Below are 17,417 nucleotides of genomic sequence, written 5' to 3' on the forward strand. Positions count from 1 at the left end.
TTTAATTTCGCTTTTCTCTGCCGGTATTCATCGCTGAAGCCCGCTGACCCTGCGGCTTGCGTGCCGTTGTTCCGTGTCAGTGGAGGCGCATTATAGGGAGTAATTCTGAAGTGGCAAGGGGAATTTTAAAAAAAAACCTCACCTGCTTAATTTTCGGCCAAAATATCGGCTGAGATTAAATTATTGCCTGGTTTTTAAACAAAAACGAGCCCAGGGGGCCCGTTTTTGCTGTTTTGTGATTTACTGCACTGCCACTATCCGGTCATTTTTCACGACCAGCTGCACTTCTTTACCTGGTATCAGCTCACCGGAAAGAATCTGCTGTGCCAGGGGGTTTTCGATCTGCTGCTGAATAGCACGTTTCAGAGGACGTGCGCCATAAACCGGATCGTACCCATTTTCGCTCAGCAGCTTCAGCGCCTCATCAGAGAGGTGGACTTCGTAGCCGCGCTCCTCCAGTCGTTTATACAACCGCTGCAGCTGAATCTGCGCAATAGAAGCAATGTGTTTTTCACCTAACGGGTGGAAGACAACCACTTCATCAATACGGTTGATAAACTCCGGGCGGAAGCTTTGACTAACCACACCCAGCACCAGATCTTTCATGTGACTGTAATCCAGCGCACCAAAACGTTCCTGAATGAGATCCGAACCGAGGTTGGAGGTCATAATGACAACCGTATTGCGGAAGTCGACCGTTCTCCCCTGCCCGTCAGTCAAACGTCCATCGTCCAGTACCTGCAGCAGAATGTTAAAGACATCCGGATGCGCTTTTTCCACTTCATCCAGCAGGATGACGGAATAAGGACGACGGCGGACCGCCTCAGTGAGATAGCCACCTTCTTCATAACCGACGTATCCCGGAGGCGCCCCAACCAGACGTGAAACGGAATGTTTCTCCATAAACTCTGACATGTCGATACGTACCATTGCATCGTCGCTGTCAAACATAAAGTTAGCCAGCGCTTTACAGAGTTCTGTTTTACCTACCCCAGTAGGACCGAGGAACAGGAACGAGCCAATCGGACGGTTAGGATCGGATAACCCGGCACGACTACGGCGGATCGCATTCGATACCGCTTCAACCGCTTCGTTCTGACCAATAACGCGGCTATGCAGCTCCTGCTCCATACGCAGCAGCTTCTCACGTTCGCCTTCGAGCATTCTCGCAACCGGAATCCCCGTCCAACGAGCCAACACTTCCGCGATTTCCGCATCCGTGACTTTATTCCGCAGCAGGCGCATCGTCTTGCCTTCAGACTGCGTTGCCGCCGCCAGCTGTTTTTCCAGTTCCGGGATCTTGCCGTACTGCAGCTCGGACATCCGCGCCAGATCGCCGACGCGACGCGCCTGCTCAATCGCGATTTTAGCCTGTTCCAGCTCGGCCTTAATCGTCTGGGTGCCGGAGAGCGACGCTTTTTCAGCCTTCCACTCTTCTTCTAAGACTGAATATTGACGCTCTTTATCCGCCAGTTCCTCATTCAGCATATCCAACCGCTTAATGCTGGCTTCATCAGACTCTTTCTTCAGCGCCTGCTGTTCCAGCTTGAGCTGAATGATGCGTCGATCGAGTCTGTCCAGCTCTTCCGGTTTTGAGTCAATCTGCATACGGATACTGGATGCAGCTTCATCGATCAGGTCAATAGCTTTGTCCGGCAGCTGTCGGTCAGCGATATAACGGTGGGACAGCGTAGCCGCCGCTACAATCGCCGGGTCAGTGATCTGCACGTGGTGGTGCAGTTCATAACGTTCTTTCAGACCACGCAAAATCGCAATGGTATCTTCAACCGTCGGTTCCGCAACGAACACTTTCTGGAAACGACGCTCCAGCGCGGCGTCTTTCTCAATGTACTGGCGATATTCATCCAGCGTCGTGGCGCCCACGCAGTGCAGCTCACCACGCGCCAGCGCCGGTTTCAGCATATTCCCGGCGTCCATGGCACCGTCTGCTTTACCTGCGCCCACCATCGTGTGCAGCTCATCGATAAACAGGATGACGTTGCCTTCCTGCTTGGCGAGATCGTTTAGCACGCCTTTTAAGCGTTCTTCAAACTCACCGCGATACTTGGCACCCGCCACTAGCGCGCCCATATCGAGCGCCAGGACCCGACGCCCCTTCAATCCTTCCGGTACTTCACCATTGACGATCCGCTGCGCCAGTCCTTCAACAATGGCCGTTTTACCTACGCCGGGTTCACCAATAAGCACCGGGTTATTTTTGGTACGACGCTGCAGAACCTGAATCGTTCGACGAATTTCTTCATCACGGCCAATCACCGGGTCAAGCTTACCCTGCTCGGCACGTTCGGTTAGATCGACGGTAAATTTTTTCAAAGCCTGACGTTGGTCTTCGGCTCCCTGATCGTTCACGCTTTCACCTCCGCGCATTTGTTCAATCGCCTGACTCACGTTAGCGGTTGTGGCTCCGGCGGATTTTAAAAGGTCGGTCAGCGTGCCGCGGGATTCAAGTACCGCCAGAACGAACAGTTCTGACGAAATAAAGTTGTCCTTTCTCTTTTGCGCCAGCTTGTCGCAAAGGTTAAGGATACGCACTAAATCCTGGGACGGTTGAACATCGCCACCGGTACCTTCCACCTGCGGCAATCGGCTCAACGCCTGTTCAATATTGGTGCGTAACTCTCCGGCGTTAATGCCAGCCGAAGTTAATAAAGGACGTACCGATCCCCCTTCCTGATTCAGCAAGGCGCTCATTAGATGAAGAGGTTCGATGAATTGGTTGTCGTGCCCAAGCGCAAGAGACTGGGCATCGGCAAGAGCAAGCTGGAATTTATTGGTAAGACGATCCAGACGCATAACTCCTCCCATAACAGGTCAAATTTGCTACTGGAGATTAAATGAGGTCATCCCTCAATTATTCAAGGTTAAAGACCTGAACTATGCAAAAATAAGTTTGCCTTCTGGATCGTCTTAGCTCGGCAGGTTATATCAGCCAGATGAAACTTGCCATACGACCCGTCGTCTTGTCGCGACGATAAGAGAAAAAATCATCTTTTTCGCTGAGGGTGCAGCGGTCGCCGCCAAAAATCTGCTCAACGCCAACGCCCGTCAGACGCTGACGAGCAAGCTGATAGATATCAGCAAAATACTTCTCACCCGCAGGGCGAAATGCGCGCTCCGCTTGAGCATCTTTTGTCACAAAGGCTTCGCGCACTTCCGGGCCGACCTCAAACGCATCCGGCCCGATGGCGGGGCCAAGCCAGGCCATAATGTTTTCCGGGCTATCGGCAAAACAGGCAACGGTTTCTTCCAGCACGCCTTCGCAAAGACCTCGCCAGCCGGCATGAGCAGCCGCAACTTCCGTACCCGCGCGGTTACAAAAAAGCACCGGCAGGCAATCTGCGGTCATTACCGCGCATACCGTACCCGGCACATTGCAGTATGACGCATCCGCGCGCTTTGAAGCGTACGGCCCGCCGTCGAGTTTCAACACTGCCGTACCGTGAACCTGTTCCAGCCACACCGGGTATGACGGCAGACCGCCGGCGGCGAACATGCGCCGACGATTCTCTTCTACGTGCTGCAGATTGTCTCCGCAATGAGCGCCGAGGTTAAGTGAATCGTATGGCGATAAACTCACCCCGCCAACGCGCGTGGAACTACAGGCAGCCACGCCTTCCGGCATCGGCCATTGCGGTACAATCACTTTAGTCATAACCAGTCGATATCGTCTTTATGAGTTTCAAAATCAGCGCGCATGGCATCGATCAAATCAACCATATCCTGCGGAATTGGCGCATGCCATTCCATCTCAATACCGCTGATCGGATGGTATAAGCGCAGCATCGTGGCGTGGAGAGCCTGGCGGTCGAACTTACGCAGAGCAGTGATGAACTCTTCCGACGCACCTTTAGGCGGACGCGGGCGTCCCCCATAAACCTGATCGCCCACCAGCGGATGGGTGATGTGCGCCATGTGCACGCGAATCTGGTGCGTACGACCGGTCTCGAGGCGCAAACGCAAACGAGTATGAATGCGAAAATGCTCCATGATCCGATAGTGCGTCACCGCCGGTTTCCCCATGGGATGTACCGCCATATGCGTACGCTTGGTCGGGTGACGGCTAATCGGTTCTTCAACCGTTCCGCCAGCCGTCATATGACCAATCGCCACCGCTTCATATTCACGGGTAATTTCACGCAGCTGCAGGGATTCCACCAGCCGGGTTTGCGCTGGGATAGTCTTTGCTACCACCATTAAACCGGTGGTGTCTTTATCAAGACGGTGCACGATCCCCGCCCGCGGCACGTCAGCAATGGCCGGATAGTAGTGCAACAGCGCATTCAGCACAGTACCGTCAGGGTTGCCCGCGCCGGGGTGCACAACTAAATCGCGCGGTTTATTAATTACGAGGATGTCATCATCTTCATAAACGATATTGAGCGGAATATCCTGCGGTTGGAAACGGACTTCTTCTTCGATTTCAACATCGATAGCAATCGTCTCTCCCCCCAGCACTTTCTCTTTCGGCTTGTCGCTGACGCAGCCGTTTACCAGCACTCTCTGGTCAAGGATCCATTCTTTTATGCGCGAACGCGAATAATCCGGGAACAATTCGGCCAAAGCCTGATCTAAGCGTTGTCCGAGTTGATTTTCGGACACCGTTGCGTTGAGTTGTACTCGTTGTGCCATATACAGCTTCTTCGTTTTAACGTTGGGTTTTACGGCTTTGCCGTTTAATATAGTGTGCTATTGTAGCTGGTCTTAATCGGGAGCAGGAACAGAGATTCTCCCGCATAAACATTTTGAGGAAGTCAAAACGTCATGACGCGCATGAAATACCTGGTGGCAGCAGCCACACTGAGCCTGGCTTTGGTGGGTTGCTCTGGCTCAAAGGAGGAGGTGCCCGATAATCCGCCGAATGAGATCTACGCGACCGCTCAGCAAAAGCTGCAGGACGGTAACTGGAAACAGGCAATAACGCAACTGGAAGCGTTGGATAACCGTTATCCCTTTGGACCTTATTCCCAACAGGTACAGTTGGACCTGATTTATGCGTACTACAAAAACGCCGATCTACCGCTGGCTCAGGCCGCTATCGATCGCTTTGTGCGCCTGAACCCGACCCATCCTAACATTGATTACGTTATTTATATGCGTGGTCTGACAAATATGGCGTTGGATGACAGTGCGCTGCAGGGCTTCTTCGGCGTCGACCGTTCTGACCGCGACCCGCAACACGCGCGCGATGCCTTTAACGACTTCTCCAAACTGGTTCGTGGCTATCCCAACAGCCAGTACTCTACTGACGCCTATAAACGTATGGTGTTCCTGAAGGATCGTCTGGCGAAGTACGAGCTGTCGGTAGTGGATTACTACACCGATCGTGGCGCATGGGTTGCGGTAGTTAACCGCGTAGACGGCATGCTGCGTAACTATCCGGATACGCAGGCCACCCGCGATGCGCTGCCGAAGATGGAAAACGCCTACCGTCAGATGCAGATGAACGCGCAGGCTGACAAGGTTGCGAAAATTATTGCGGCCAACAGCAAGAACACCTGATAGTCCTTAGATAAGCAAAACGGCAGCCAAATGGCTGCCGTTTTTTTATTCGTTAAATAGCTCAGCTGAAGCGGTTTAGCGCCGAGTTAACTCATCAAATATGGCTCTCTTTCTTCCTTTCCACAAGTAAAATCTCACCTGTTCCTGTCCTGTCTCACAAAACAGATTTGTTGACAAAAAGTGACAATAAAATGTGATTTAAATCACGCATTTTGACATTGGGCGAGGTATGCTGAGTTCACCAAGACGGGAAAGACAAGAGGTAAAATTTATGACAATGAACATTACCAGTAAACAAATGGAAATTACTCCGGCAATCCGCCAGCACGTCGCAGACCGTCTCGCCAAACTGGATAAATGGCAAACCCACTTAATTAACCCGCACATCATCCTCTCTAAGGAGCCGCAGGGTTTTGTCGCTGACGCCACCATCAATACGCCAAACGGGCATCTGGTTGCCAGCGCGCGGCACGAAGACATGTATGCCGCAATCAACGAATTGATCAACAAGCTGGAACGGCAGCTCAATAAAGTGCAGCACAAAGGGGAAGCCCGCCGCGCCGCCACATCGGTGAAAGAGGCAGGCTTTGTGGAAGAAGAAGAGTAATCCTTAACTTAAGCTTGTGTCATGCCACGCGCCTCCGGGCGCGTTTTTTATTGACAGAGTGAAAACAGTACAGGTACTGTAATCCCCACTAACTCAAGGAATTCATCATGCAACCGAACCTGTTCTTCTTCGCATTCTTTTTTACCTTCCCCTGAATGGGAGGCAATTCGTCGTGTGATAAAGAATGCGAAGACGAACAACAAGGCCTCCCAAACGGGAGGCCTTTTTTATTGATAATCAATAACAAGAAAGGCAACACATATGACCGAGGAAAACCCATTACTGGCGCTACGCGATAAGATCAGCGCTCTGGATGAGAAGCTGCTGGCGCTGCTGGCGGAACGCCGCGGCCTGGCCGTAGAGGTAGGAAAAGCCAAGCTGGCATCGCATCGCCCGGTGCGGGATATCGACCGCGAGCGGGACCTGCTGGAACGCCTGATGACGTTGGGAAAAAAACATCATCTCGATGCCCACTACATCACGCGCCTGTTCCAGCTGATCATTGAAGACTCGGTCCTTACCCAACAAACGCTACTGCAGCAGCACCTCAATAAAATCAATCCGCACTCCGCCCGCGTGGCGTTTCTCGGACCGAAAGGTTCATATTCGCATCTTGCGGCCCGCCAGTATGCCGCCCGCCACTTTGAACAGTTTATCGAAAGCGGCTGTGCGAAATTCGCCGATATCTTTGAGCAAGTGGAGACGGGCCAGGCCGACTATGCCGTGGTCCCTATTGAAAATACCAGCTCCGGCGGCATCAATGATGTTTACGATCTTCTGCAGCACACTACTTTATCTATCGTCGGCGAGCTGACTCTGCCTATCGATCACTGCGTGCTGGTTTCAACATCCACCGACGCGCAACAGATTACGACGGTCTACAGCCATCCGCAGCCGTTCCAGCAGTGCAGCCAGTACCTCAGCCGCTATCCGCACTGGAATATTGAATATACCGATAGCACCTCCTCAGCGATGGAAAAAGTCGCTCAGGCTAATTCGCCGACCGTGGCCGCCCTGGGCAGCGAAGCAGGCGGAGCGCTGCACGGTTTGCAGGTACTGGAACATTGTCAGGCTAACCAAACGCAAAATATCACCCGCTTCCTGGTTCTGGCGCGTAAAGCGGTGGAAGTCTCCGATCAGGTTCCCGCAAAAACCACGCTGTTGATGGCCACCGGCCAGCAAGCCGGGGCCCTGGTAGAAGCGCTGCTGGTGCTGCGAAACCATAACCTGATTATGACCAAGCTGGAGTCGCGTCCCATTCACGGTAATCCGTGGGAAGAGATGTTTTATCTGGATATCCAGGCCAACCTGGAATCACTGCCCATGCGTAAAGCCTTAAAAGAGCTGGCCGAGATAACCCGTTCCATGAAGGTGCTGGGCTGTTATGCCAGCGAAAACGTGGTACCGGTCGATCCGGTTTAACGCTCTATAAACGGCAATTTCTTCATCCCTGCCACGCTAACCGGCAGGGTGAAGATGGCCCCGGAAAGCGGATATTTCGCCACTTCCTCAGCATCCATATTCTCCCGCGTGGTGGTGATATAGAGCGTCTTCATATCCGTTCCGCCAAAACAGACCATCGTCGGGCAACGCACCGGTAAACGATGCTCCTCCAGCTGCTCGCCCGTCGGTGAAAAGCGGGCAATACGCCAACCGTCAAACATCGCGCTCCAGTAGCAACCTTCAGCATCGATGGCCGCGCCATCAGGAATTCCCTCACCCGGATGAAAACGGCGAAAGACCTCGCGTTTCCCCGCCTCGCCCCGCTTATCGAGAGGTGTTCGATAGATAACGGCATTCGGCGTATCCGAGGTATACATCCAACGCTTGTCTTCGCTAAACGCCAGACCGTTAGCGCCGTGAATATCGCACTGGATAACCTGCGGGGAGAGATCGCTATCGATGCGCATCAAGAGCGCGCCGTTAAAATCGCCCGGCCCCCAGAAAGTTCCGGCATAAAAACGGCCGTCGCGATCGGTTCCGCCATCATTAAAGCGTGCTAATTGCGGATTGCTGGGGTTATCGCAGACTTTTCGCTGCAGCAGGCCATGCGCATCCGTGAGCCAGATACCGCTACGTAAAGCGACGATAAAACCGCCCTTCGCGCGCAGGGCAAAACAACCGGGCTCCTCGGGAAACTGTAATACCTGATGTTCACCCGTCCGCACGTCGTAACGATGAATCTCGCACTCCATAATATCGGCCCAGTACAAGGCCTGTTCGGCTTCGCTCCAGGTCGGACACTCCGGTAAATGCCCGGTATAATCAAACAGCGGTTGTGGTTCAGCCATCGTTTTCATCCCTATAAAAAAGCCAGCGGGTCACCCCTCTGGCTTTATTGTATACGCGTTTTACGCCTTACTGCCGATTATCATTCGCCTGGCGCAGCAACGTCCGGCTTTCGCTCTGGAAGCGCTGGGCATAGTCCCCGAACCAGTGTTCAACCTTACGGAAGCTATCGATAAACGCCTGTTTATCCCCCTGCTCCAGCAGGCCGATAGCTTCACCGAAACGCTGGTAGTATCGCTTAATCAGCGCCAGGTTATTTTCCGAGGACATAATAATGTCAGCGTAGAGCTGCGGATCCTGGGCAAACAGTCGGCCAACCATCGCCAGCTCCAGACGATAAATTGGCGACGAGAGCGCTAAAAGTTGCTCAAGACGCACGTTCTCTTCGGCCAGATGCAGGCCATAAGCGAAGGTAGCAAAGTGGCGCAACGCCTGAATAAAGGCCATGTTCTGGTCGTGTTCGACGGCGCTGATACGATGCAACCGAGCGCCCCAGACCTGAATTTGCTCAAGAAACCACTGGTAGGCCTCAGGCTGGCGGCCATCGCAATACACCACTACCTGCTTCGCCAGGCTGCCGCTATCAGGACCAAACATAGGATGCAGACCCAATACCGGACCTTTATGCGCAGCCAGCATCGCCTGCAGCGGTTCCGCTTTCACCGAAGCCAAATCGACCAGGATGCAGTCCGCCGGCAGCGGAGGCAGCTGAGCAATCGTCGCCGCCGTGATATGAATCGGCACGCTGACGATAACCATACCGGCATCGGCGACAATCTCGTCCGCCCGCGACCAGTCGTCTTTCTCCAGGATACGAACCTGATATCCGGAAAGCGTCAGCATTTTCTCAAACAGACGCCCCATTTGCCCGCCGCCGCCGACAATAACGACCGGACGCAGGTTCGGATAAAGCGTTTTAAAACCTTTATCGTTTTCGCTGGAATAAGACTCACGCATGACGCGACGCAGGACATCTTCGATAAGATCCGGCGGAACCCCAAGCGCAGCAGCCTCCTCACGGCGGGAGGCCAGCATCGCCGATTCACGCTCAGGGACGTAAATCGGCAGGCCATAATGGCTTTTAACCTCTCCGACTTGCGCTACCAGCTCCAGGCGCTTCGCCAGCAGCTCCAGCAGCGCTTTATCGACTTCATCAATTTGATCGCGTAACGCGGTCAGTTCAGCAACCATACAATCCTCTTACGCCAGACGAGCCGCCAGATGGCCTCGCAGATCCTTATCAAGTTCGCGGAGCAGCGCATCGGTGGTTTCCCAACTAATGCAGGCATCGGTCACCGAGACGCCGTATTTCATATCGCAACGCGGCTGCTCAGAGGACTGATTACCTTCGTGGATATTGCTCTCAATCATCAGACCAATAATGGAACGGTTACCATCTTTGATCTGCGCGACCACGGATTCCGCAACCGCGGGCTGACGGCGGTAGTCTTTATTCGAATTCCCATGGCTGCAATCTACCATCAGGGAAGGCTTCAGTCCCGCCTGAGTCATCTCTTTTTCGCACTTCGCGACGTCTTCCGGGCCATAGTTTGGCGCTTTCCCACCGCGCAAAATGACGTGACCGTTCGGGTTGCCCTGGGTTTGCAGCAGGCACACCTGTCCAGCCTGGTTGATGCCGACGAAACGGTGCGGCATTGCGGCAGCGCGCATCGCGTTAATGGCGGTGGCAAGGCTACCGTCGGTGCCGTTTTTAAACCCAACCGGCATCGACAGGCCTGAAGCCATTTCGCGGTGAGTCTGGGATTCCGTCGTACGCGCGCCGATAGCGGACCAGCTAAACAGATCGCCGAGGTACTGAGGACTATTTGGATCCAACGCTTCCGTCGCCAACGGTAGCCCCATATTGACCAGTTCAACCAGCAGATGACGCGCAATCTTCAGGCCGCCTTCCACATCAAAAGAACCATCCATATGCGGATCGTTAATCAGCCCTTTCCAGCCAACGGTGGTACGGGGTTTTTCAAAATAGACGCGCATGACCAGATAGAGGCTATCGCTGACCTCTGCGGCAAGAGCTTTAAAACGACGAGCGTACTCAATGGCGGTTTCAGGATCGTGAATTGAGCAAGGACCACACACCACCAGCAAGCGCGGATCGCGACCGGCGATGATGTCAGAGATGGTCTGCCGAGAGTGCGCGATCTGCGCTTCCTGCTCAACGCTCAAAGGGAATTCAGCTTTTAACTGATCCGGAGTGATCAAAACCTGTTCATCGGTAATATGTACGTTGTTCAGCGCGTCTTTTTGCATGATTGCGATCCTGTATAGCTCGTTTGCGATAGTTATTGCCTCAGCGAGGATGACGTAACGATACCACACAAAGTAAAGATTTCAATCCATATTCCGTAAATTTTACTTTACACGTGGAAATTAAATCGCGCTAAACTCCCTTTTTATTGTACATTATTATTTACACATGGCGATTTAACGCCCGTTACTCCCTTTTTAAAAGCGATTCTTTTACGAAAAATCCTGGTGAGAATTATCTTAAAGCGGCGAGGCTGGCTAATGACGCTTTTCATCAATAATGCTATTCTTCGCCCGGGTTTCAGCAATCTGCATCCCCCACGCAATGACAACCTGACGGAACCGTAATGACTGTTCTTCACCGTCTCTTTTTGACTTTAGTACTATCACTCGTGGGTATCTCTGCTGTTGCCTCCGGACCGTCTGAAAATGTTCGGACGATCGTTTCGGGGATCGTGACTTATACACGCTGGCCGCAATTATCAGGTCCTCCAAGGCTATGTATTTTTTCGACATCACGTTATATCCATAGCCTGGCCGAAGAAGCACCGGAAATATTGCCTTATAAACCCGTGATTGTTCGTAATACAGAAGAAGCCTTACAGACGACCTGCGATGGTTTTTATTTTGGCAGTGAATCACCGATCCAACAGTCTGAATTTACGGCCAAATATGGAAACCGGCCCCTATTACTTATTGCGGAACAAAACACCGATTGCTCTATTGGCAGCGCTTTTTGCCTGCTTATAAACAATGAGAGAGTCAGATTTTCCGTAAATCTGGATGTACTGACGCACAGCGGCGTTCGGGTTAATCCCGAGGTGCTGATGCTTGCCCGGAAAACATCACATGAATAAGGATTTTTCTCAGGCCCCGCGCCCCACATTTAAAAGAGCGCTGCGCCGTATCAGCATGATAAGCGTGGTGATCTCTATGACACTGGTCTGGCTGTTACTCTGCGCCGCTTCCATATTCACACTTAAGCAATACGCACAAAAAAACCTGGAGCTTACCGCCGCTACCATGGGCCGCAGCCTGGAAGCCGCGCTCGTTTTTGGCGATAGCGCAGCGGCTGAAGATACGCTGGCCACGCTGGGAAGACAGGGGCAATTCTCCAAAGCCATTCTGGTCGATGGCCGACAAAAGCCCTTCGCCTCATGGCATAACGAGCGGCTGGTCAGGCAGGATAAAATCAGCGACGTTATCAGCAAATGGCTATTCCCTGACCCCACGGTACAGCCTATCTGGCACCAGGGGAAAATCATCGGTGAACTCCGTCTGACCGCGCTGGACCGGCTGATTAGCTATTTTCTTGGCATCTCAATTATTGTGCTCACCGGCAGCATTTTTCTTGCTTCCTGCATCGCCTTGCTCCTGACCCACTCGCTGCACCGCGGCATTGTGGCTGCGTTACAGAGCATTACCGAAGTGGTGCATGACATTCGCGAAAATCGCCATTTTTCTCGCCGGGTCCCCGAAGAACGCATTGAAGAATTCCACCTGTTTGCCCAGGACTTTAATAGCCTATTGGGCGAAATGGAGGACTGGCAGCGGCAGCTTCAGGCTAAAAATGCCCAGCTCCTGCGCAGTTCATTGCACGATCCGTTAACCGGTCTGGCTAACAGAGCGGCTTTCCGTAATGTCATTAATGAGCTGATGAAAGACGAAACCGTCCACAGTAGTTCCGCGCTGTTATTTCTTGATGGCGATAACTTCAAGCTTATTAACGATAACTGGGGCCACGCAGCTGGCGATAAAGTGTTAATTGAAGTCGCGAGCCGCCTGATGGCCTTTGTCGGCAAACAGCATCAGGCGTGGCGTCTCGGCGGCGATGAATTTGCCATTCTGCTACGCGATGTGCATTCAGAGACCGAAGTTCAGGCCCTGTGCCGTGCGTTGTCCGAACAGTTTATCCAGCCATTTAATCTCCACAATGGCCACACCACCAGTCTGTCACTGAGTATTGGATACGCTTTAACCTGGGAACATGCCTCCGCGGAAAATCTGCAAGAGCTTGCCGATCAAAATATGTATCGGATGAAACACCAGCGCTTGCAGCAAACGCAAAAATAAAAGGAATCACCATGATTGGGAAATATTTTGCACCTGCTTTACTTGCCGCAATTTTTCTTAGCGGCTGCCAGGCTCCGCAAGGAAAATTCTCTGCAGAACAAATTGCAGCAATGAAGTCATACGGCTTTACTGAAACCAACGGCGACTGGTCATTAGGAATATCTGATACCATCTTATTTGATAAAAATGATTACCACCTGCGTGCCGATAGCAAGCAGCAAATCCGCACGATGGCTTCACGCCTGGCCACCACCGGTATTACCCACAGCCGCCTCGAAGGCCATACTGATAATTACGGCGAAGATGGCTACAACGAAATGTTATCGCTTAAGCGCGCCAACAGCGTTGCGGATGCATGGGCCGAAGGGGCGAATATTCCGCGCGCCAATTTGACTACTCGCGGACTCGGGAAAAAGTATCCGATAGCCAGTAACGATACCGCGAAAGGACGCGCTGAAAACCGCCGCGTCACGGTGGTTATCAGCACGCCTTAAACAACCTATTCGACTGATTTAGCCTCTAACATCGCCGTTGCTGCGCGCCAGCGCAGATAATCAACGGCGAGACATAGCGCGAGACTGCCCCCCATTAACGGCAGCGCTACCCCCAACAACACCGCAATAACGGCAGTCAGCAGACGAGCGGGCCATGCTAATCCAAACCACGCCTGTATCAACGTATTGGCCGGGTTAGCCGCCGCGCGCGCCGGGCGGCGGATCCACCACAAGCGGTATCCCACCACTATCATCACGCAGAGTGCGGTTCCGAACGCGATAAGCAATAGCTGATTAACAAGGCCGAACAAAATTCCCATATGGAAATCAACCCCCCAGCGGGTCAGCTTGGCCATGAGCGGAAAGTCGGAAAAATGCGTACGGTCCACGATCCGCATCGTTGACCCCTCGATCGCGACAGCATCAACCTGGGTTGGCCAGCTTCTGTCGATTTCATTTACCGTCCACGCGCGCCCGGGGCCCGACGGCGGTCGAATCTCCAGCTTGCCGGCATCCAACCCCGCAGCGCGTGCGGCCAGCAGAATCTTGTCAAACTCCTCTACGCGCAGCGGCGATGCCGCCTCGCCCATCATCTTGCTTCCCATATGATGTTCCGCATGCGAATCGTGAACTGCCGGAACGGCGCTTTCCAGCTGCGTATTCACCTGTGGCGTCAGCCAACCAAAGGCGGCGCGCATCTTATCGACGTTACCACCGGCCCATTGTGACCAGGTTAAACCGGTCGCAGAGAATATGAGCATACCGACCAGCAATGCCCATCCGAGAGAGACATGCAGGCGGCGGCTATTCTGCATCTTATTGTTAATGCGACGACGCGGGCGGGTCATCGACCACAGCGCGATCCCACCGAGAGCGGCAACCCACATCCAGGACGCAGCGAGCTCGCTGTACAGGCGGCCAACGCTCCCCAGGAGCAATGAGCGGTGGGCATAATCAATCCACTGACGCAGCGGCAAAATACCGCTGGTACCGTAAACCGGCAGATCTCCTTTCACGCTTAACGTCACCGGATCGACAAAAATTGCCCGCGTTTCCGACTCGCCAAGGTTCGGGTCAATAAACATCACTCGGGTAGTATCGCCAGCCAGTATCCCCGGGCGTACCGCATGCAGGCGCAGGTTTCCCTGTATAGCCTCTGTTGCTACGGTAATTTGCGCGCTGAGCGGCTGTTTTTCTCCACTGAGCGTACCGCGAAGCGCATTCTGATAGAGCCAGCTTTCCAGCTGTGGAGTGGCGACATATAGCGTACCGGTCAGAGCCGCCGCAAAAATAAACGGTCCAATAAACAGTCCGATATAGAAATGAAGACGCCGCAGCAGGTTCAGCCATGCCGCGCGCGAGGTGCAGGTAGTCATACTTTTCCTTTTTTAAAAGCAAAAGAGAACGTTGCGCAGTGCGCAGGTTATTTTTTATGTAAGGGGGAAAGCAGACGGACGCGGCGGCGCTCGGGTAAGAGGATAAAGCCAGGGAAAGTAATGCCAGTGTTTGTGTACTGGTCGGCTAACAGGGACCCGCTGGCGTCGAAGCACCATGACAAGCAGCAGCATCAGCGCGAAAATCAGGCCTGGCACGTGAGCTAACAGCACGCAGTAGCCACAGGCTTCAGCATGATCGAGCGGTACGCCGTGCGAGCGTTGCGGCGTCGAAGCGTCGGCGTGCATCATCGCCATCTGATGTAATGGCGCATCTTCCGCCATCGTCATCATTGCGTGGTGCATCCCGCTCATCGGATCTTTTTGCAAAGCGACTGAGATCAACGGCGCCACCACGATCAGCGCGATCGCAAACAGCGCCAGCCATGCGGCCCGCCGTTGAGATGCTGATTGATGAAGAATATCGCTGACCACCGCCCCTCCGAATAAGGGCCGTATTGTAAATGATTCACAATAAAATGGTTAAAATAAAGATAAAAAAAGGGCCAGCCCATCAGGCCAGCCCTCTCATTCAGGATGTCGCGAAAGCGAATCTTAGTTAAGACGCTCTTTGATACGAGCAGACTTACCGGTACGCTCACGCAGGTAGTACAGTTTAGCTTTACGTACAGCACCACGACGTTTGACAGAAATGCTGTCAACTACCGGAGAGTGAGTCTGGAAGACACGCTCAACGCCTTCGCCGTTGGAAATTTTACGAACAGTGAATGCAGAGTGCAGACCGCGGTTACGAATAGCGATAACCACGCCCTCGAATGCCTGCAGACGTTTTTTGGAACCTTCAACAACCCATACTTTCACTTCCACGGTATCACCCGGACGGAAGGAAGGTACGTCCTGCTTCATCTGTTCTTGTTCAAGTTGCTTAATAATGTTGCTCATAATTTAATCTCTTATCCTGGGTAAACTGATATTGGGGGCTTACGCCATCCCATCATGTTTATGCTGCTGTTGCGCGAGTTCCTTTTTGAACTCCGCCAGCAACCTTGCTTGCTCTTCAGTCAGAGCCAGGTTTTCCAAAAGTTCAGGTCTTCTAAGCCAGGTCCGGCCCAGCGACTGCTTCAGACGCCAGCGACGTATCTCAGCGTGGTTTCCCGACAGCAATACCGGCGGTACTTCCATACCTTCTAACACTTCAGGCCGCGTATAGTGCGGGCAATCCAGCAATCCTTCAGCAAAAGAGTCCTCGATTGCTGAAGCTTCATGACCCAGAACCCCCGGAATAAACCGGGAAACGGAGTCAATCAGCGTCATTGCCGGTAGCTCGCCACCGCTGAGAACGTAATCGCCGATTGACCATTCTTCATCAATCTCGGTCTGAATTACGCGCTCATCTACGCCTTCGTAGCGACCGCATACCAAAATCAGCTTCTGATTGGTTGCCAGTTCGCTGACGCCCGCTTGATCAAGCTTGCGTCCCTGAGGTGAAAGATAAATCACCTTTGCGCCTTCACCTGCCGCGGCTTTTGCTGCATGAATGGCATCCCGTAAAGGTTGCACCATCATTAACATCCCCGGTCCGCCGCCGTAAGGACGATCGTCCACGGTACGGTGCCGGTCATGAGCGAAATCACGAGGACTCCAGCTCTGGATGCTCAGCAGGCCATTTTTTACTGCCCGGCCAGTTACCCCGTAATCGGTAATTGCGCGGAACATTTCAGGAAACAGGCTAACGATACCTATAAACACAAGCCAATCCCCATAGCGCCGTTTTTTTACCGTTTATCCGGAGAATTTAAAAACCAGGATCCCAATCTACTTCGATAGTACGAGTAGCGAGATCGACTTTCTTGATAACCTGCCCATCGAGGAACGGAACCAGCCGCTCCTTGATACCAAATGCATCTTTCAGGTTTGCCTTGATGACGAGAACGTCATTAGATCCAGTTTCCATCATATCGATGACTTTACCGAGACCATAGCCTTCAGTGGTCACTACCTGGCAGCCCATCAGGTCTTTCCAGTAATAGTCACCCTCTTCAAGCGCAGGCAGCTGCGATGAATCCACGACAATTTCGCAATTAGTCAAAAGATTCGCTGCATCGCGATCGTCAATGCCTTTCAGCTTAATGACGATATCCTGATTGTGGTGGCGCCAGCTTTCCAGCTCAACAACCTGCCACTGACCCGCCTTCTGGATAAACCAGGGCTGATAGTCAAAAATGCTTTCGGCGTCTTCGGTGGAGGAAAACACTCTGAGCCAACCACGGATACCGTAGGAAGAACCCATCTTGCCTAATACAATCGGTTCAACAGGTGCTTGTGCGGTGTGTTGCTTGCTCATCATGACCACCGTGACAGATTAAGCTGCTTTGTTAGCGGCTTTGATCAGCGCAGCTACGCGATCGGAAACAGTAGCGCCCAGGCCAACCCAGTGAGCGATACGATCCAGATCCAGACGAGTTCCTTCTTCGGTCGCAGAAGCGATCGGGTTGAAGAAACCAACGCGCTCAATGAAGCGACCGTTGCGTGCATTACGGCTGTCGGTAACAACAACCTGGTAGAACGGACGCTTTTTCGCGCCGTGACGTGCTAAACGAATAGTAACCATAACATCCTCTTGTGTGAATAAAACACCGGGCCCCATCGAGGAACGGAGCCCGGTGTCATATTAAAAGCCCGAAAATTTTACTGATTTCTGGGGAAATTGCAATCAGCAGTTATAAACTCTGCCGTGGAAGGCCCCCTAAATGGGGTAACTGAGCCAGAGCG

The 17,417-nt window shown here is 52.9% G+C and carries 18 protein-coding genes and 1 other annotated feature; of the genes, 6 read left to right on the plus strand and 12 right to left on the minus strand.

What is annotated here, in order from left to right; all coding sequences use genetic code 11:
• Positions 1–240: 240 nt before the first annotated feature.
• The 3 genes from clpB to rluD all read right to left on the minus strand — a co-directional run bounded on the left by clpB (position 241) and on the right by rluD (position 4,650).
• Complete coding sequence (clpB, locus tag KOSB73_RS04260) at positions 241–2,814, minus strand: ATP-dependent chaperone ClpB (RefSeq protein WP_024358389.1); 2,574 nt, start codon at positions 2,812–2,814, stop codon at positions 241–243.
• A gap of 127 nt (positions 2,815–2,941) precedes the next feature.
• Positions 2,942–3,673, minus strand: coding sequence for a purine nucleoside phosphorylase YfiH (gene yfiH / locus KOSB73_RS04265; RefSeq protein WP_004136947.1), 732 nt, complete (start codon positions 3,671–3,673; stop codon positions 2,942–2,944).
• Positions 3,670–4,650 carry a 23S rRNA pseudouridine(1911/1915/1917) synthase RluD gene (rluD, locus tag KOSB73_RS04270; protein WP_004123738.1) on the minus strand — a complete coding sequence of 327 codons (981 nt, stop codon included), beginning with the start codon at positions 4,648–4,650 and terminating at the stop codon, positions 3,670–3,672. The genes yfiH and rluD overlap by 4 nt, the downstream gene beginning before the upstream one ends.
• A 132-nt stretch (positions 4,651–4,782) precedes the next feature.
• On the opposite strand from rluD, the gene bamD reads away from it, so the two are divergent.
• From bamD to pheA, 3 genes are all read left to right on the plus strand, one after another.
• On the plus strand, positions 4,783–5,520 hold the full coding sequence (gene bamD / locus KOSB73_RS04275; protein ID WP_004123741.1) for an outer membrane protein assembly factor BamD: 738 nt from the start codon (positions 4,783–4,785) through the stop codon (positions 5,518–5,520).
• Between the two features lie 271 nt (positions 5,521–5,791).
• Positions 5,792–6,127 carry a ribosome-associated translation inhibitor RaiA gene (gene raiA, locus KOSB73_RS04280; RefSeq protein WP_004104616.1) on the plus strand — a complete coding sequence of 112 codons (336 nt, stop codon included), beginning with the start codon at positions 5,792–5,794 and terminating at the stop codon, positions 6,125–6,127.
• Between the two features lie 106 nt (positions 6,128–6,233).
• Positions 6,234–6,358: a sequence feature (Phe leader region), on the plus strand.
• Positions 6,359–6,388: 30 nt separating this feature from the next.
• Positions 6,389–7,549: a bifunctional chorismate mutase/prephenate dehydratase gene (gene pheA / locus KOSB73_RS04285; RefSeq protein ID WP_064410925.1), complete on the plus strand. Its 1,161-nt coding sequence runs from the start codon at positions 6,389–6,391 to the stop codon at positions 7,547–7,549.
• On the opposite strand, the gene KOSB73_RS04290 is transcribed toward pheA, so the two are convergent.
• The 3 genes from KOSB73_RS04290 to aroF all read right to left on the minus strand — a co-directional run bounded on the left by KOSB73_RS04290 (position 7,546) and on the right by aroF (position 10,687).
• On the minus strand, positions 7,546–8,418 hold the full coding sequence (locus KOSB73_RS04290) for an SMP-30/gluconolactonase/LRE family protein (protein ID WP_004136936.1): 873 nt from the start codon (positions 8,416–8,418) through the stop codon (positions 7,546–7,548). The two genes, pheA and KOSB73_RS04290, sit on opposite strands and share 4 nt — an antisense overlap.
• Positions 8,419–8,485: 67 nt before the next feature.
• A complete protein-coding gene (gene tyrA, locus KOSB73_RS04295) occupies positions 8,486–9,607 on the minus strand; it encodes a bifunctional chorismate mutase/prephenate dehydrogenase (RefSeq protein ID WP_004136934.1) in 1,122 nt (373 codons plus the stop codon).
• 9 nt (positions 9,608–9,616) lie between these two features.
• Positions 9,617–10,687, minus strand: a complete 1,071-nt coding sequence (aroF, locus tag KOSB73_RS04300) for a 3-deoxy-7-phosphoheptulonate synthase AroF (RefSeq protein WP_004136932.1) — start codon at positions 10,685–10,687, stop codon at positions 9,617–9,619.
• Positions 10,688–11,031: 344 nt separating this feature from the next.
• Between aroF and yfiR the strand changes: the two genes are divergently transcribed.
• The 3 genes from yfiR to KOSB73_RS04315 are packed head-to-tail and all read left to right on the plus strand — an operon-like array spanning position 11,032 to position 13,251.
• On the plus strand, positions 11,032–11,541 hold the full coding sequence (yfiR, locus tag KOSB73_RS04305; protein ID WP_049250678.1) for a regulatory sequestration protein YfiR: 510 nt from the start codon (positions 11,032–11,034) through the stop codon (positions 11,539–11,541).
• Entirely contained in the window at positions 11,534–12,757 is a 1,224-nt protein-coding gene (dgcN, locus tag KOSB73_RS04310) for a diguanylate cyclase DgcN/YfiN (RefSeq protein ID WP_004136930.1), read from the plus strand. The genes yfiR and dgcN overlap by 8 nt, the downstream gene beginning before the upstream one ends.
• An 11-nt stretch (positions 12,758–12,768) precedes the next feature.
• On the plus strand, positions 12,769–13,251 hold the full coding sequence (locus tag KOSB73_RS04315; RefSeq protein WP_004136929.1) for an OmpA family protein: 483 nt from the start codon (positions 12,769–12,771) through the stop codon (positions 13,249–13,251).
• Between the two features lie 5 nt (positions 13,252–13,256).
• Here the strand turns inward: KOSB73_RS04315 and KOSB73_RS04320 are convergent, their stop codons facing one another.
• The 6 genes from KOSB73_RS04320 to rpsP form a co-directional block, all read right to left on the minus strand.
• Positions 13,257–14,627: a PepSY-associated TM helix domain-containing protein gene (locus KOSB73_RS04320; protein WP_049086776.1), complete on the minus strand. Its 1,371-nt coding sequence runs from the start codon at positions 14,625–14,627 to the stop codon at positions 13,257–13,259.
• 54 nt (positions 14,628–14,681) lie between these two features.
• Entirely contained in the window at positions 14,682–15,119 is a 438-nt protein-coding gene (locus KOSB73_RS04325; RefSeq protein ID WP_049086775.1) for a DUF2946 domain-containing protein, read from the minus strand.
• A 120-nt stretch (positions 15,120–15,239) separates the two neighbouring features.
• On the minus strand, positions 15,240–15,587 hold the full coding sequence (gene rplS, locus KOSB73_RS04330) for a 50S ribosomal protein L19 (protein ID WP_004104634.1): 348 nt from the start codon (positions 15,585–15,587) through the stop codon (positions 15,240–15,242).
• A gap of 39 nt (positions 15,588–15,626) precedes the next feature.
• The gene (gene trmD / locus KOSB73_RS04335) at positions 15,627–16,394 is read right to left on the minus strand and encodes a tRNA (guanosine(37)-N1)-methyltransferase TrmD (protein WP_004104636.1); all 768 of its coding nucleotides are present in this window, start codon (positions 16,392–16,394) and stop codon (positions 15,627–15,629) included.
• Positions 16,395–16,440: 46 nt separating this feature from the next.
• Positions 16,441–16,989 (minus strand): ribosome maturation factor RimM, encoded by a 549-nt coding sequence (gene rimM / locus KOSB73_RS04340; protein WP_004123774.1) that lies wholly within the window; start codon positions 16,987–16,989, stop codon positions 16,441–16,443.
• An 18-nt stretch (positions 16,990–17,007) separates the two neighbouring features.
• Complete coding sequence (gene rpsP / locus KOSB73_RS04345; RefSeq protein ID WP_004123777.1) at positions 17,008–17,256, minus strand: 30S ribosomal protein S16; 249 nt, start codon at positions 17,254–17,256, stop codon at positions 17,008–17,010.
• Between the last annotated feature and the right edge of the window lie 161 nt (positions 17,257–17,417).

This window comes from Klebsiella grimontii (assembly GCF_900200035.1).
GTDB lineage: Bacteria > Pseudomonadota > Gammaproteobacteria > Enterobacterales > Enterobacteriaceae > Klebsiella > Klebsiella grimontii.